The sequence below is a fragment of the Lacinutrix sp. Bg11-31 genome (assembly GCF_002831665.1).
Taxonomy (GTDB): domain Bacteria; phylum Bacteroidota; class Bacteroidia; order Flavobacteriales; family Flavobacteriaceae; genus Lacinutrix.
Window position 1 is genome coordinate 1428824 of the sequence record NZ_CP025118.1, and the last position, 18162, is coordinate 1446985.

Annotated in this window: 11 protein-coding genes; 1 reads left to right on the forward strand and 10 read right to left on the reverse strand. The window is 32.2% G+C overall.

Annotated features, from left to right (window positions below; all coding sequences use genetic code 11):
- Positions 1-5 precede the first annotated feature (5 nt).
- The 9 genes from CW733_RS06395 to dinB form a co-directional block, all read right to left on the reverse strand.
- On the reverse strand, positions 6-1967 hold the full coding sequence (locus CW733_RS06395; protein ID WP_100996408.1) for a DUF2779 domain-containing protein: 1962 nt from the start codon (positions 1965-1967) through the stop codon (positions 6-8).
- A gap of 209 nt (positions 1968-2176) precedes the next feature.
- A complete protein-coding gene (locus CW733_RS06400) occupies positions 2177-2464 on the reverse strand; it encodes a GIY-YIG nuclease family protein (RefSeq protein ID WP_100996409.1) in 288 nt (95 codons plus the stop codon).
- A gap of 178 nt (positions 2465-2642) precedes the next feature.
- On the reverse strand, positions 2643-5513 hold the full coding sequence (locus tag CW733_RS06405; RefSeq protein WP_100996410.1) for a type I restriction endonuclease subunit R: 2871 nt from the start codon (positions 5511-5513) through the stop codon (positions 2643-2645).
- Positions 5506-7044 (reverse strand): Fic family protein, encoded by a 1539-nt coding sequence (locus tag CW733_RS06410; RefSeq protein ID WP_100996411.1) that lies wholly within the window; start codon positions 7042-7044, stop codon positions 5506-5508. The genes CW733_RS06405 and CW733_RS06410 overlap by 8 nt, the downstream gene beginning before the upstream one ends.
- A 305-nt stretch (positions 7045-7349) precedes the next feature.
- Complete coding sequence (locus CW733_RS06415; RefSeq protein WP_100996412.1) at positions 7350-8732, reverse strand: restriction endonuclease subunit S; 1383 nt, start codon at positions 8730-8732, stop codon at positions 7350-7352.
- Positions 8732-10408 (reverse strand): type I restriction-modification system subunit M, encoded by a 1677-nt coding sequence (locus CW733_RS06420; RefSeq protein WP_100996413.1) that lies wholly within the window; start codon positions 10406-10408, stop codon positions 8732-8734. The genes CW733_RS06415 and CW733_RS06420 overlap by 1 nt, the downstream gene beginning before the upstream one ends.
- A gap of 253 nt (positions 10409-10661) precedes the next feature.
- Positions 10662-11789, reverse strand: coding sequence for a Fic family protein (locus CW733_RS06425; protein WP_100996414.1), 1128 nt, complete (start codon positions 11787-11789; stop codon positions 10662-10664).
- Positions 11790-12162: 373 nt separating this feature from the next.
- On the reverse strand, positions 12163-15147 hold the full coding sequence (locus CW733_RS06430) for a DNA polymerase III subunit alpha (protein WP_100996415.1): 2985 nt from the start codon (positions 15145-15147) through the stop codon (positions 12163-12165).
- Entirely contained in the window at positions 15147-16361 is a 1215-nt protein-coding gene (gene dinB / locus CW733_RS06435; protein WP_100996416.1) for a DNA polymerase IV, read from the reverse strand. The genes CW733_RS06430 and dinB overlap by 1 nt, the downstream gene beginning before the upstream one ends.
- 52 nt (positions 16362-16413) lie before the next feature.
- Here dinB and CW733_RS06440 point away from each other — a divergent pair, with 52 nt between their 5' ends.
- A complete protein-coding gene (locus CW733_RS06440; RefSeq protein ID WP_100996417.1) occupies positions 16414-17187 on the forward strand; it encodes a LexA family transcriptional regulator in 774 nt (257 codons plus the stop codon).
- 62 nt (positions 17188-17249) lie between these two features.
- Here the strand turns inward: CW733_RS06440 and CW733_RS06445 are convergent, their stop codons facing one another.
- Positions 17250-18155 carry a YafY family protein gene (locus CW733_RS06445; protein WP_100996418.1) on the reverse strand — a complete coding sequence of 302 codons (906 nt, stop codon included), beginning with the start codon at positions 18153-18155 and terminating at the stop codon, positions 17250-17252.
- Between the last annotated feature and the right edge of the window lie 7 nt (positions 18156-18162).

Sequence of the window (18162 nt, forward strand, 5' to 3'; positions counted from 1 at the left end):
TTATTTTATTTCACCAATTCTCTAAAGTGCTCATAAATCATAATCATAGCCAACGTATCTAGCTCACAGTATTTAAGTAAAGCAGAAGTAATTTCGGTCACCTCGTTTTTAGACATATCAGTATATTGTAATTTACCATAAGCTGTTAATGCAGCACCTCCATTATCAATGTCTTCAATTTCAGACAATGTATTTTCAATGTCATCTTCGCTCCAATCTTTAAATAAAGCAGGCAGCATTTTATAAGGACTTATAACGGCTTCATTCTCTAAAGTTAACCACGTATGGTTGTCTTTAAAATTCTTACTCGTTACATTAATATCTTTTAAAGGTTTTGCGTATTTTTCTTGTAAAAAGGAACTTGAAGCCAATGCTGCTGGCAATACCGATTTTATAGAATTTGAGCCTTTTGTTAACGGATTATAATAGAAATTCTTTTCTACTTGCCATAAATCTATCATATCACGATGGCCTCTCCATGTGATGGCACTATCGCCTTTTGAATGCGAAATGTGTTGTATAAAAGCCATTAACTCCTCTTTATCTTTTTCGTTACATTCTAATAATTGAAAATAAATAGCATTTAAAATCGTGTTCTCATGATGAGAATACCTAAAAATAGAACCTTCATCACTTTCTAAAGCAGTTTTTAAAGCACGTACAAATTCAAAATTAGGAAACACACCTGCTGTGTTATTAATATATTCATTAGCATGTTCTATACGTCCATCTTCATGATAGATGTGATGCGAAAACTGAAACGCAATCTGCTCATAAGGTTTTACACCTTTATTAAATGGTAATGCAACAGTACTGGTTTCAAAATCTATAAAATGAAGCGGAAACACCCAAGTTTCCATTTCGTCCTTTAAACCATCTTCATCTACATAGATTGAGTCATCGTTATTAACCGCTTTTTCAATTTGTAACCATTGTCTGTAAGAAGTTGTTAGTTTTTCAGGATCACCCATTAAACTAATAGAATCTTCAGTAAGTTGATTTTTAAAGAAAATACCTTCATCGAACAATTTACTTCCCTTTCTGAAATTAAAAATATCGAAAATGTTTTCAGTTTTAAAGTCTTCTTCTGTCCATTGGTGCTGATTGGTAAAACAGTTTTCAAATCCAGATTTTAGTCCTTGTTCTTTATCGTTAGTATTACATTTAAACTCACAAGACTTACAGCCTTTATAACTTGTAGGCCAATTAGCATAAGCATCCTTTAAATAGGTGTCTTTTAAAAATTCGACAGACTCAATAAAGTTTAAATTAGTATGGTATTTATGTTTGTTACTTTCAATATCTTTAATGATACCTGAGATTTTTTTTCTACCTAAAACTGGATTTCCAGTGGCTTCTAAAGTGCTCACTTTTTTTGTAACTCCTGTTCTATTGACTTCCTTTTTGCTTATTCTAAATAACTGATTTAAACCATCAATACTCGCTTTTTTGGTTTTATCTGCCATCATTAAATACGAGTTAATTTTCCACTCTGGAAAACAACTCTGTATTACGTATTTCTGAAAAGCCACATCAAATAAATATGGTTTCCAACTTGGTCGCATAGCTCCTTTTTTACCAACTAACAAATATTCATTATTAGGATCAAAAGATTTAGATTTTACTTCTATAAGCTCAATTTTATTGCCTGTTTTAACTAAAACATCCACTCTAATAAACAAACCATCTATTAAAAATGCGGCTTCAAAAATGGTAACATTCTCTTGCTTTAGTAAGTCTTGTGTTTGTTGCCATAACAACTCATAATCCCAATCGTTGCCTTCTATTAAAACACCTTCTGGATAATGTAGTCTCGCTAGTTCTTCTACCTGAAAACCACCTTGTGCCAATGCTTCTAAAAACGGATCATCTAATTTAATATTAGCATACTCCTTTTTAAGTGTGTAGTATAATTTGTTTGGACATTCAAGTCCTAATTTAAATCTTGATTTGGTTAGTAATTTCATTGGGTGGTTATGTTGTTCTTGTTTTATTTTTTTCTGTCATTGCGAGGCACGAAGAAATCTTCTAATGTCATTGCGAGCTTTACGAGGTAACGAAGTAAACCTGAAGCAATCTCTTAATGTATTAGTTCTCGCATCATGAGATTGCTTCGTCCTGCGTCCTCGCAATGACGGTATTATTCATGCTTCGTAGTGAAACCAATACAGTAACGTTAAAGTTCTTCAAATAAATCCAACCATTCTGAATTTACACTTTCAATTAAACCTGTTTTCTGAGCTCTGCTTCCTCCTTTTAATTGCTTTTCTCTTGCTATTGCATCACCTATCATTTGGTGTGCTTCATGATATACTAGTTTGTCTAAATTGTATCTGGCTGTAAACGATTTTAAATCGTGTTTTTCTTTATGTTGCAGTATACGTTCTTTTAAATAAGCTGTTACACCAACATATAATGTGGTATTATTTTTATTTGTGAGAATGTAAATGTAACCTGGTTTCATAATTAATATGTGTCATTGCACCTTTTCTACTGTCATTGCTCCTTTCTAATGTCATTGCGAGGACAAAACTACTTGTCATTGCGAGGCACGAAGCAATCTGTTGATTGTTACCGTTGGCATTATGAGACTGCTTCGTACCTCGCAGTGACGATACAATTCGTGCCTCGCAGTGACAGCATTATCCTGTCATCCCTTCAACAAAAACTTGAACATATTCTTTCATTTTATCTAAAATACGTTCTCCAATTTCGCGTGCTTTTAAAATGCTTGGTCTACTGTCCAAACATTTAAAAACCTCATCGCGTAAAGGCTCTCTTCCGTTATAGGTGTAGCTTTCAATAAGTGCTTTAAACTGCGCTTTATCAAGATGCTCTTCTTCGCATAATTTAGCAAGTGCTAATACCTTTTCTTCATGCCAAAAACGTTCAAATTCATCTTGAATCGCATCTACATCGCTAATATGTGGTAAATTTTCTTCAATAAATTTTTCTATCAATTCGCGTTTACTACGTAACTCTACGTCTCCAGACAACATATCTATAATTGCCTTTTTCTGTGCTTTAGCATCTGCAGATTTAGAATGTTTTAATTTGGCTAAGAGTTGTAAAATGTAAGCTACATTAATTTGATCACGATGGATTAACTCTAACTCAAAATCAATATCATCAAGAATTGATGTTTTATGCTTTTGGCTATCGTTTTTAACTTTATCGTGTAAATCTAAATACTTGCTTTTGTAATCTTCAAAAGTTTGCTCGTCAATGCCCAAATCTTCCCAATCAAAATCGGTGTAAGATTCTAATACATTTTTAGCACGCAATAAACGTCTAAAAGCTTCTATAAATTGCAACTCTTCTATTTCACTTGGTAATGTGTCTACACTTTGAAACGTTGGAACAATCTCTAATAGATTTTTTAAAGCGTCATCAAATTTTTCTGCAATAGCTTCATAAGGCGGTAAAATAATATCTTCTATCGCATCCTTATTAGAAAACAAAGTTATTGCTTCATCAGTTGCCTTTTTAAGGTTTCTAAAGCACAAAATGTTTCCTTGTGATTTCTGCTCGCCTAAAATCCTGTTTGTTCTAGAAAACGCTTGTATTAAACCATGATACTTTAAATTTTTATCGACATACAATGTGTTTACCTTTTTAGCATCAAAACCTGTTAGCATCATGTTTACTACAATCACGATATCTAATCTGTCTTTGTCTTGAAAGGTTGTTTTTTCACGTTCTTTTAAACGTTTACTAATGTCTTTAAAATAGTTTTCAAACTGCTGACTATCTTTAGTCGAAAAACTAGTATTATACATTTGGTTGTAATCTAAAATATATGCGTCTAACTTTTCTCTGGTATGACTTGTTTTGTATTGTGCTTGTGGCTCTGCTGCTTGCTGTAATTGGTCTCCAGGAATATAATCCTGTGCATCTTCGTCTTCTTCATTGGTTCCGTAAGAAAATATAGTTGCTATACGTAAATCGTGTTCGCCTGCTTCTTTTTTACGTTTGAAGATATCATAATACTTAATTAACGTATCAATATTACTCACTGCAAACAAAGCCGAATAGTCTTTATTGAACGTTTTCTGATTGTGATACGCAATCATATAATCTGCAATTTTTTCTAAACGTTTTTCGTCAGCAAAAACCTCAGCAGTATTAATATCTTCTACTTCAATATCTATTAACGTATTTCCTTTTTGTTTGTATTTACCAACATACTCAATCCCAAAACGCAATACGTTTTGATCTTTTATAGCATCTGTAATCACGTATTTGTGCATACATGCTCCAAACAAATCTTTAGTAGTACGTTTTCCTAAATCGTTTTTAGACGCATTGTCTTTAAAAATTGGTGTGCCTGTAAACCCAAACAGTTGGCTACTTTTAAAATATTCGGTAATTTTTTTGTGTGTATCTCCAAACTGACTTCTATGACATTCATCAAAAATAAAGACTACTTTTTTATCTTGTAAGTGCGTTAAGCTTTTCTCGTAATTTGCTTTAGAAATCGCATTGTTTAGTTTTTGTATTGTGGTTAACACCAATTTAGAATCGTCTGTTAACTGCCTAACCAAAGATTGTGTATTATCTGTAACGTCTACACTGTCTTTTTTAAAGCTATTAAACTCTAACATGGTTTGGTAATCTAAATCCTTTCTATCTACCACAAACACTACTTTGTGTACGTTTGGCAAGTCCATAATAATCTGACTCGCTTTAAAAGACGTTAAGGTTTTACCAGAACCTGTAGTGTGCCAAATGTAACCGTTGTCGTTACTTATAGCGACTTGATTTACTAACTTCTCTGTTGCATAAAACTGATATGGACGTAAGACCATTAATATTTTATGCGTTTCGTTATGCACCACATATTGCGCAATCATTTTACCCAAATGGTTTGGGTTTAAAAATGAACTAGCAAACTCGGTTAAATTGGTAATATTTTTATTGTTTACATCTGCCCAAAAGAAGGTTTGCTTAACAGACTGCAACTTATTATTAGCTAAATATTTAGTGTTTACACCATTACTAATAACAAACAATTGCACATACTGAAACAGTCCATGATTAGACCAAAACGAATGACGTTGATAACGATTAATCTGGTTAAAGGCTTCTTTAATTTCTAAACCACGACGTTTTAACTCTATTTGTACTAATGGTAAACCGTTTACTAACAACGTAACATCGTATCGGTTTTTGTAAGTCCCTTCTTGGGTTATTTGATTGGTAACTTGAAACAGATTACTTGTCCAATCCTCATTATTAAAAAAGCGTACATAAAAACTGTCTCCATTGTCTCTGGTAATATTAAAACGATCGCGTAAGGTTTTGGCTTTTTCAAACACATTTCCTTTAGCTAGGTGGTTTAAAATAGTATCAAACTCTTTAGTAGAAAACACCGTTTTATTAAACGCTTCTAATTGCGCTTTTAAATTAGACACTAAAGCGTCTCCATCTGTTATGGTTATATTTTGGTAACCTAAACCTACTAATTGTTTAATTAGCTTGTTTTCTAGTTGTAGTTCAGATTGTTTAGTCATTCAAAAAAATAAGTTTATAATTATCTTCAATCTCAGTAACTTCGTTTTCTTCTAATTCTGAAAATTCTTTCTTTAATGCTCGTTTTGAAAACACACCATTATTCTGTTCTAAAAATCGAATTAAAGTAGCCACCATTTTATCTGGCATTTCAAATTCGTTATCTAGATATCTTTTAAAGGCATCATAATTTTGCAAATAAGTTACTTCTTCTGGAATAACACGTTTTAACGTATCATCAACACAATCGTATAAAAATTCGGCTTGTTTTGTTGCATCAAAATAACGATAGAAGTCTATGGTGTTGTTTAAAACTATCACATTATGATCTTCCGTTTCTTTCCAGGAAATAAAATCTAATAGTGGATGCGAATAACTTTCAAGCGTCTTCCTATAATCATCAATATGGTCTAAAATGGATGCTGAAACCGGAAAAATAACACCTTGTTTCGTAAATTCCTTTTTAGCTAATATATGATGTATAATGTATCTGTGCAAACGACCATTTCCATCAACAAATGGATGTATAAACACAAACCCAAATGCTATGGATGCAGCTGCTAACACAGCATCAATAGCTGCATCTTGCATTAACACATTGGCGCTAACCAATCCATTTAATAACGATGCTATATCTTCATGTTTTGCCGATATATGTTCTGGTAATGGTGCTCCTGTACTTCTATCATGTTCTCCAACAAATCCACCTTCATCTCTTAAACCTAGCTTTACAAATCTGGCATTTTCAATAACTATTTGCTGTAAACGCTCCAGTTCTTCTATACTTAATGGTTTGTTACCAGCTTGTCCAATGGCTTTTCCCCAACGCATTGCTCTATTGGTTCCTGGATTTTCATTCTCAATAGTAAAAGATGCTTTTGAGTCTTTTAAAAGTAAAAAAGAAGAAGCACGTTGTAACACATCTTTATGGATACTGTTTAAATACGTATTTTTCTGCTCTGATAATTTGGCGTTAATATAAGTGTCTAGTTTATCCGTTTTAAATATTAATGGACAAAACTCTGGTGTACCAGGTAGGTTGTTAATAATACGATGTCTTGCAGAACGTGTACCTTTAATAGCGTATTGCAATTTAGTATCTAACACGTTTACATAATTGCCACTATTTAAATCTGGTAGATTTAATGTGGCTTCTAATAGCCATTCGTATAAAAACCATAGCCTACGTGTATATTGACCTAAGGATTCAGATTTAATAATGTTTTCGATTTCCTGTTTAGGCACAACATGAAACAGTTTTTTTAACACCAATAAATTAACGCCTTCGTATTTTAAAGCAAATACTAATTGTTTATGAAGCGTGTCTTCTGGTTGATGTCTCGTTGTAAACACTTTCCAAGACGCTGTGCTGTATTTTCTGTTTTTAAAACTAATAAGCACTAATTGATTAGGCATAGGCACTGCCAATTTATAGGCTTCAATTAAGGCTGCATAACCTACTAAAGTACCTTCTTCTGGTGCTTTTAAGCCGTGAAAAACAGTTATTTTAAGTGAAAAACGTTTATTACTCATCTCTTTTTGTGAAAAACAATTATTATCAAATATAAGTGAAAAACGCTTACGATTAGTGAAAAACACTTATTTATGCATTAACTTAGTGAAAAACACTTATTATTTTTATTTAAAGAAAATACTGGTTTCTAGTTACGTCATTGCGAGGAACGAAGCAATCTGTCTCTCGTTTACGTTTCCTTTCATGAGACTGCTTCGTGCCTCGCAGTGACGTTACGAGTGTCATTGCGAGGAACGAAGCAATCTGTCTCTCGTTTACGTTTCCTTTCATGAGATTGCTTCGTGCCTCGCAGTGACGGTTTTAATTAAACAAACATCGCCTGCAACAAGCCTTTTTTAAACGCCTGCGTTTTGCTTAGTTGCGTTTGTACTGTTTCTATTTTTAAATCTATAGCACTTAAATAATTGGCTATCTTTTGTTGTTCTTTTAGGGATGGTGTATCAACTTTTAAATTTTCAATTGTACCAAATTTTATAGCTGGCATTGTTGATGAACCTGCTAAAGCATGTATTTTTTCATAAATTGAATCTAAATAGAAATAAAACCATTTCTCGCTTATTTTCATTTTTGGTAATAATCGAAACATATTATTTGCTATGATTCCATTAAATCCAGTAGCAATCCTTCCAGCATCTCCATATCTAACCATAAACAAATCATTTTTAGATAATATATGCTGTTCTTCTGGCTTTATGACATATCTCTTGTCATCGGGTGAAGAGGTTACATTTACTATTCTAATAAAATAAACACTATTCTCAAAAGGTTCATCAAACTGTTCTTCTACTGGAAATTGAAACCCTTGTTTAAATTTAAACACCTCTCCCAATCGCTTCTCTTCCCAATCCGGAAATTCCGTTTCATTTGATGAGATTGCTTCGTCCTGCGTCCTCGCAATGACGTCTGGTTTAAAACGCAATTGTTGGTTAAACAATTGTTGCATCACGCCTTTTTTGTATTGGGCTAATGTTTCTTTTTTTGTGGTTAGTTGCTGTAGTTTGGTGTCTACTGCTGTTAGGAAATTGGCTATTTTTTGTTGTTCTGGGAGTTTGGGTTGAAAAAATTTAAAATTACCCATTTGTTCCAAATTTAGATTTGGCTGAGCTCCAACACTTATGCTTTCAGAAATATACTTTTTCATTATTCTTGATTGTAAAATCTGAAGCGTAAATTCTAAAAAATCAGTACTCTTTAATCTAATAATAGCTAAAGCTTGATTTGTATTAGCAGGTAAAATTTCATTTGTAACAATTCCTATCTTTCCAATTGTAGCACCAGCAATAGCAAACAATAAGTCGTTTTCTTCTAAAATCGACCTTTTCAACTCACCTTCATGTATTGCTTTATCTATATATAAACATTTCTCTTTATTAATATTTATTCCATCTAAGCCTTGAATCTTCACATAATTAATTCCTTTCTCTGTAAACTTTTTTGGAGTTGTTCCTTTAGTTATTAATTTAGATATTTCTCCCAATTTCTTCTGTTCCCATTCATCTTCAAACTCTTTAAAGCGTAGTTTGGGTACTAGCTTTTTAGGTTCTTTTGATGAGATTGCTTCGTTCCTCGCAATGACAGACTTGTTAGCAATCTGTTTGTTGTTATCGTTGACATCATGAGATTGCTTCGTTCCTCGCAATGACGGTTGCGAAGTATTGACGTTTCCTTTCTTTTTTTGTGTTGCCATTAAAAAGGAGTGTCTATGTTTAACTGTTTGCAAAAGTCGGCAATAGTAGCATCGGTTTTTGCTATGTCTTTATCTAATGCTTTTAAGTCTTTGGCTACTGTTGTTAAATCTATGGGTTCTTCTTCTTCAAACGTATCTACATAACGTGGTATGTTTAGGTTGTAGTCGTTTTCTTTAACTTCTTCTAAACTGGCATTATAACTGTATTTGTCTTTGGTTACTCTTGTTTTATAGGTGTTAACAATGTTTTCAATATCGTTAAACTGGTCATTTTCTCTTAATACATTTTGTGTTTTTACTTTTTCAAAATGCTGGCTTGCATCTATAAAGAGAATAGACTCGTTTCTTTTTGGTGCTTCGACAAGCTCAGCATGACTTTTAGTTTCAGTTTTGGTTTTATTGGTAGATTGCCCTTCGACTGCGATCGTAGTGACATCTTCTGTTCTATTTTTCTTCAATACTAAAATACAAGTTGGTATGCTTGTACCATAAAATATGTTTGCTGGCAAACCTATTACTGCGTCTAGGTAGTTTTTATCTTCTATAAGGAATTTACGTATGTGTCCTTCGGCTGCGCCACGAAACAACACACCATGTGGTAATACGCAAGCCATTGTACCATTATCGTCCAGTTGGTGCACCATGTGTTGCACAAATGCAAAATCTGCTTTAGATTTTGGTGCTAGTTTACCGTAAGCCGAAAACCGATCGTCGCTCATAAATAATGGGCTTGCGCTCCAGTTTGCCGAAAATGGCGGATTGGCAACTATGGCTTCAAAACGTTTGTCTATATGGTTTGGGCTTGGGTTTACTAAGGTATCCTCATTATAAATATCGAAACGTTTGTAGTGTACGTCGTGCATAATCATGTTCATTCTGCACAAGTTATACGTAGTTGGGTTGCTTTCTTGTCCAAAAAACTCGCCTACGTCTCCTACTTCTTTGGCAACACGTAACAATAACGAACCAGAGCCACAGGTTGGATCGTACACGCTTTTTAGTTTGGTTTTGCCTGTAGTTACTAATTGCGCTAGTATTTTAGAGACTTGTTGTGGTGTGTAAAATTCTCCTGCTTTTTTTCCTGCTCCACTGGCAAATTGCCCAATTAAATACTCGTAAGCATCACCTAAAATATCGCTATCTGTGTTTTCTAAATCGAAATCGATACCTTCTAAATGGGTTAGTACTTTTACTATGAGTTCGTTTTTGGCGTCTTCGGTTTTACCTAGTTTACTACTTGTTAAATCTAAGTCTTCAAAGAGGTTACCAAAATCGTCTTCGCTTTCGCTTCCCATGGTACTTTGCTCTATGTTGGTTAGCACGTTTGCTAAATCGCCTAGAATAAAGTTGTTTTTGTTACCCGAATTACCACGTTTTGCCAATTCGCTAAACAGTTCGCTTGGTTTTAAGAAATAGCCTAGTTTGTCTAAAGCTTCAAATTTAATAGCTTCTAGCAACGCTTCGGCTTCTGGATGTGCTTCTACAGTATCGTAATCTAAACCATCTGGTTTTAAAATAACGTTAGCGTAAAGTTCCATTTTTCGACTTAAATATTTGTAAAAAATAAAGCCTAGTATATAATCTCTAAAATCGTCTGCATCCATATTACCACGAAGGTCGTTAGCAATATTCCACAGTGTTTGTTTTAGTATTTGTTGTTTTTGTTCTTCGGACATTAATAGTGTTAGTTTATGTGTATTATAATACGGTACGCTTCCAAAAGCAAGTGTTAGTATTCGCTTTTGTAATCTTAAAGGGAGACTTTAAATATAGAACCTTTTTAAAAATTGACCTTACGGGAATCCTCAAAATGTGATTATTTTTTTAAAACAGAGTTGTTCTGATTTTAGAATTGAAATAAACTTATGATTTACAGGTAGTTAAAAATTATTAAGTGTAAAAATTAATATTTTTAAAAGCTTAATTCTTTTATAAACTATTCTCGTTTTTTAAATTTAATGCATATCGAGAACCTTTTAGTGCTCCTGTTTTAACTAATATTTTTTTATCTGTTAAATCCTTTAAATCTCTTGTGGCTGTTGAAGCAGACGTTTTGGCAATTTTAGTATAATTATTAGCACTTAAACCTCCAACAAAACCAGTATAACCTGCATCGAAAAGACGAAGAATGACTTTATGTTGCCGTTTATTTAATTGATTTGAATAACGGTCTAAAAACTTTATTTTTTCAACAATAAAATCAATACGTTTTAAAGTGTCTTGCTGTGCTTCTAGAATTGTTTCACCAAAATAGTGAAGCCAATTTGTAATTTCAAGAGTTTTATTATTTGTTTCTAACGTATTGTAATACGCTTTTTTGTTAGCTTCTATGCTGTGCGATAAAGAAATTAATGTGGGCTGACCAGTACTTAAAGCAATGGATTTTTCGGCAAGTGCGCGACCAATTCTTCCGTTACCATCCTCGAAAGGATGAATACACACAAAATACAAATGTGTTATTCCTGCTTTTGCTAGCGGTAACATACTGTTATTATCTGGGTGATGTATTGTGTTAAACCAAGAAATAAACGCTTCCATTTCTGCTTTCATTTTTCCTGATGGAGGTGCTTCAAAATGAATTGTAGGTTTGTCTAATCTACCAGAAACTACTTGCATTGGTGATTTATGGGTTCTATAACTACCAATATCAATTAAGTCTCTTCTGCCATTGGTAAGCATTTTGTGCCATTCAAAAAGTTGTTTGTGCGTTAAAGGTTTGTGGTAGTTTTTGTATAAATCAACCATCATTGTAGATATACCGCTTTCGGCAGGAGCAATTTTTCTGTTTTCTACAGCAAAACCAAGGTTTCCCTTAATTGAGGATTGCACACTTTCTCTATTTAAAATTTCTCCTTCAATCTCTGACGTTTTAATAGCTTCATTACTTAGTATCTCTACTAACAAATCATCTTTTGAGACTCCTTCAATATGTTTTATAGCTCCAAATACAGATCCTGTATTTTGATAAAATTGAAGTTCTAATTTTTCTAGTTCTTCTTTATTATAAGAAAAATGAGGCCAATTTTTAAGTAACCAATTCCATATTTTATAAGCCATGAGCTATATAATTATTATTTATAGCTCAAATTTAATCATATTTTGGGCTATAAAATATTTTTTTATCGCTCATCTTTTCAAAATAACAATTATATAAAAAAAGCAAACATTTAGAAAAAGCAATCTTAAGAAAAACACACGCATAAAAAAACCCTTATTAAATAAGGGTTTAGCGTGTTTTTAAATTTATTATGGGTTATGATTTTACTTACCAATACAGAAGTTATTTATTCAGCATTAACAATACTTTAAAGACTATCAGGTACAATAAAAACACAAACTTAAACAAATTATTACCTTCAATAAAAAACATTAATATATTACTTTTTTAGCTTAAAAAAATTTAATCAAAAATATTAAAATTTAGTTTTTATCAAACATTTCTAGGATCATTAACGACTGATAATTTTTTACTCCACACGACACTCATACTATAAAAACCAAACCTATCTGTTATTCTGCCATAACAAGCATAGATTCCTAATCCATTAATTGGAAATTGATTCACCACATTTGTAAAATGTACAGCATCAAAATAATCTCCATTTTTATCTACGAATGTACTTAAGCGCATCAATTTACCTTGTGATGTTTTATTAAAACGTGTCGTTACCAGATTTCCATATATTAAAACAGATTTACCAATAAACTGATTCATTTGCGATGCTAAAACATCATGTTTCATATCTTCATTAACCAAATCAAAATAATTGCATAATGGAAACCCAATGAGTTCCATTTCATCATAAGCATTTTCAATCCAGTTATTATCTAATTTTGGTAATGTAAATTGTTTGTGTTCCGTTTTAAACAATTTTGATTGTACTGTATTTTTACCTTTTGCATTCAGTTTAAAAATGGCTTGCCAAAGTAACTCTACTTTTGGTTTATTAGTAAACCTAAAAGCATCAATTCTAATTAAAATAGTAAGCTGTTCAATACTAATTACAATTCTATCAATAAAATCGTCTAAAGACTTAAACAGACCATTTAATTGCCTTTCAGTCAATAATCTTTTAATAGTATAAGCTTCTAAGTTTTTTAAATACCCAAATCCTAAATAAATAGATGTATCAATAAGTCTATTTGGGTGATCACTTCTGTTTACACAAGGCAAACAGATTGTTGCTCCTTGTTGCCTTGCTTCATGAAAATAATGTTCTGCACTATAAAAACCACCTCCATTATTAAGTACAGCAGTCATAAATTCTAAAGGGAAATAGCATTTTAAAAACAAGCTCTGATAGCTCTCAACAGCATAAGAAGCTGAATGCCCTTTTGCAAAAGCATAACCTGCAAAACTTTTAATTTGATTCCATACTTCAAAAATCAAGTCGTCTTTATAACCTTTACTTCTACAATTAGAGATAAACTTTTCTTCAACAGCTTCAAACTCTTTTTTAGATCTATACTTACCACTCATTCCTCTTCTAAGCACATCTGCTTCACCTAAAGTTAAATCTGCAAACTGATTAGCCACTTTTAAAACATCTTCCTGATAAACCATCACTCCGTAGGTTTCTGGCATAATTTTATACAAAATAGGATGCGCTTCTTTTCTTTTTTCAGGATTACGATGCCTTTTAATAAATTCCTCCTTCATTCCTGAACCAGAAACTCCTGGTCTAATTATAGAACTTGCTGCCACCAAACCAAGATAATCTTGTGTTTGTAATTGTTGCATTAATCCTCTCATAGCAGGAGATTCTACATAATATGCACCAATTGCACCACCCGATTTAAGTAAGTTATTAATTTTAGGATCTCTTTTAAAAGCTTCAACATTGGTAATGTCTATTGGTGGTAATTCTGGTTTGTTTTGCGCAATAATTTCTAGCGCTTCTTTAATTTTTGCTAAACCACGTTGTCCTAAAATATCAAACTTAAAGACACCAACATCTTCGGCAATATTCATATCAAATTGTACTGTAGAAAATCCTTTTGGAGGTAAATTTGTTGCGGAATAATAATGTACAGGTTGATCTAATATTAAAATTCCTGCGGAATGCACACTTAGATGATTTGGAAAACCTTCAATAAGTTTACCGTATTTTAAAACCAGTTTTGAAATTTCATCTAAAGTAGAAATATTATAATTGTGCTTACTCAGTTTATCTATTTCTTCTTTTGGCAAACCGAAAACCTTTCCTAATTCTCTAACAACCGCTCTATATTTAAACGTATTATATGTTGCTAATAATGCAGTATGCTTGAATCTTTTAAAAATATAAGCAGTAACATCATCACGATCTTTCCAAGAAAAATCGATATCAAAATCTGGTGGTGATGCTCTAAATGGATTAATAAAGCGTTCAAAATATAAATCTAATTCAATAGGATCTACATCTGTAATACCAATAATATAAGCCACTATACTATTAGCTCCACTACCTCTACCAACATGAAAATAACCTTTGCTGTTAGCATAAGACACGATATCATGATTGATAAGAAAAAAAGACACAAATTCCATCGCTTTAATGGTATCTAATTCTGTTTTTAAACGTGCATGTACTTTTGGAGTTGGATTTGCATAGCGTTTTGGCAAACCTTCTTTGCAAAGTTTTTCTAATAGCAAACAATCATTTTCAAATGAGTCTGTGTATAATTTTTGATTTTGAGACGTGCGTTCATCATCAAACCCAAAATGGACATCACATTCATCCATCAATTTTTTTGTATTTTCTAAAATAAAAGGAAATTCAGCAACAGCTATTTTCAATTCCTCTAAAGAGAACATTTTATCGGAAGGATTACACTCTTCTGTTTTTTCTAGTTTACTTAGTAAAGTATTATTATCTATTGCTCTTAATAATCGATGTGCATTAAAATCTTTTTTATCTCTTACGGTTACTTGTTGCAACAACACTATTTTGTGTTGTTGTTGTTGCTTTAGAGATGAAAACCTAAGTTTACGCAAATCGTCTACAGATACACCAATAAACTCATTATCAGTGAATTGCACCTTGTTTTGTTGTAATACTTTCTCAAAAGGATATATTATAGCAACGTTAGCCAACGTTGTAGCAACATTTGCCAACAACAGTGTTGCAACATCTGGCAACAGTAATTTTTGCTCAGAATGTTTCGACAAAAACTGATTTAACGCTTTAAAACCAGCATTGTTTTTTGCAATACCAACATAGTTTTGATCTGTACCATTTCTAAAATCGATACCAATTATTGGCTTAATATTCCGCTTTTTTGCCTGCCTAACAAAATTTATACAAGCAGATGTGTTGTTAATATCTGTCAACGCAATAGTGTCTATAGCATTAGCTTCAGCTAAATCTAAAAGATCAGTTTCAGAAAATGTTCCAAAACGTAAAGAATAATATGAGTGACAGTTTAAATACATTATTGATTACGATGTGCTAATAAAACTGGTGGTTCACCATTAAAAGGATTATCAAATCTACCAATGGTTTTTGCTCCCATTGCAGACGCTCTCATGATGCTTAAATCTCCATATCTGTTTCTTATGGTATCCATTGCATTGTATAGACTTAGCATTTCTTCGGTATCATCAAAAAGATTAATTTGATAATTACCTGTTACTATATCGCTAATTTTTACACCAACCAATCGGATTAATAATCTGCGTTGGTATAGTTTTTCAAACAACTCTAATACTTTTGGAATAATAACATGGTCTGCACTCGAATAGGTGATTTTAACTTGCTTAGTGTAAGTATTAAAATCTGAATACCTAATTTTTACACTCAATGTTCCTGCAAGTTTATTTCCTTTTCTTAATTGAAAAGCTAAATTTTCTGCCATAGCAAAAATGGTGGTTCTAAGCTTAACCATATCAATGGTATCTTTTCCAAAAGTACGTTCTGTTGATAGCGATTTACGTTCGTAAAAAGGAACTAAAGGCGGATTATCGATACCATTAGCTCTTTTCCAAATGGTTCGTCCATTTGCTCCAAGCGCACTAATCATCATTTCTAATGGCATTTGCTGAATAACACTAATAGTATCAACACCCAAACCTCTTAAAACTTGATATGTTTTTTCTCCAACCGATGGTATTTTACGAATGGATAAAGGTGCCAAAAAATCTTTTTCAAATCCAGAATCTATCTGTAATTGGTTATTTGGTTTTGCTTCTCCTGTTGCTACTTTAGAAACAATTTTATTAGTAGATAAACCAAACGAAATTGGCAATCCTGTGTCTTTAATTATTTTTTGACGTAATTCTGAAGCATATTTATAACAACCATAAAATTTATCCATGCCTGTTAAATCAACATAAAACTCATCTACACTAGCTTTTTCAAAAATGGGTGCTTTTTCTTTAATTATCTCAGTTACTAAATGCGAATATTTAGTATAAATTGAAGCGTCACCTCTAATTACTGTTGCTTCTGGACATAAGCGTCTCGCTACTTTCATGGACATACCAGAATGCACGCCAAATACTCTAGTTTCGTAACTACAAGCTGCAACTACACCTCTATCTCCTGTACCACCAACTAGTAAAGGTCTGTTTTGCAAACGACTATCTATTAGTCGCTCGCATGAGACAAAAAACGTGTCTAAATCTAGATGTAAAATATTATTTTGCATGCTACAAAATTAGCTACAAATTCAAGTATTTATTGCTTACATTTGTAGTATTATGAATTATATCTCTAAAAACATAAAGCATTTAAGGAGTCTTAAAAAGCTATCTCAAGAAGGAATAGCCGAAGAGTTAAATGTAACTAGATCACGTATTGGCTCTTACGAAGAGAATCGCTCTGCGCCTACTATTGAGTTTTTAATTGCTTTTTCTGATTACTTTAAAATACCAATAGATATTTTATTACGTAATGACTTAACAAAAGCTAAAGACTTCTCGTTTATTGAGCTAAATAATCAACGTGTGTTGTTTCCAATAACAGTCGATGATGCTAATGAACATTTAATTGAAGTGGTGCCTGTAAAAGCTTCTGCTGGTTATTTAGCAGGTTATGATGATCCTGAATATATTGAGCAATTACAAAAAATAAAACTTCCTTTTTTACCAACAGGAAAACATAGAGCATTCCCTATAAAAGGAGATTCTATGCTACCAATGAAAGATGGTTCTTTTGTTATAGGACGCTTTATAGAAGATAGAAGTGAAATAAAAAGCGGTAGAACATACGTACTTGTAACTTTAAACGATGGAATGGTTTACAAACGTGTTTATAATGAAATCGATTTAAACAATACGCTTGTATTAAAATCTGATAATAAAATCTATAATGAGTACAGCGTGCCTATTAATGAGGTTTTAGAGATTTGGGAATTTACATGTAGTATTAATACTCAAGAATATACTCAAGAGGAACTAAAAATTAGTAGTATTCTAGGTATGTTTAATGAATTGGGTGTTGAATTGAAGGCTTTGGAGAAGACTTTAAAATGATACTAGAGTTATTTATGAGTTTAGCGCTTTAGTTAACTTCAATTATTGATACAGCAAAATGTCTAAAAATCATATTGAGAAAGAGCTGATCTATGAATATCAACTATTTTCTTAATTAAAGTAATTGGCTCGATTATTTTTACCGCTTTTCCATACATTAAAATTCGTTCCACAAGCGATCGATTAGGTATTACATCCAATGAGATTTGAAACTCAACATCTGTATCTAAAAGTGTCTGTTGAGAATGATGAAAAGGCAATGTTTTTACATATTGCCCTTGTTCTGGAGTAAAGGATAATATTACTCTTTGTTTGGTGTTTTCAGAATACACCATACCAATAACATCATGATACAAATAATTAATATCCACATCTCTATTTGGGATAAATGTATTTTCAGTTAATTGTACGTTAGAAACTCTATCAATTCCAAAATTTCTAAATTCATTTACACCTTCCTGTTCTCCTACAATATACCAACGATTAGCATACTCTTTTAACAAATAGGGTTTTAGTAAGCGTTTTGTAGTCGTATTTTTCTGAAAATTATAATGTGTAAAACTAATTTCTCGATGCTGCTTTATAGCAGATAAAAAAAGCTCTAAATACTGTATTCCTTGAAGACCTTCACTATTATCGAAAACAATATGTTTCAAGGATTCACTTTTGCTTTTAAAACTTTCTTTTAATAAATCTGCCGTATTTACCAACTCCATAAATCTAATAAAGTTCTCAAAATTTGGACTATTATCGTAATCAATATAATAGTTATTTTTAACACTATCATATAGAATCTCTACACCAAATTCATTTCTTAAATCGTCAAAATCGCGTTGAATTGTCCGTTTAGTATGCTCAAAACCATTATCAAATAAAAAATCTTTTATAGCTTCAAAAGAGGTGTTTTTACCCTTTTTTATTTTTTCAATAATTAAAGAATACCGTTTTATTTTACCTTGTACAGACATTTATAAT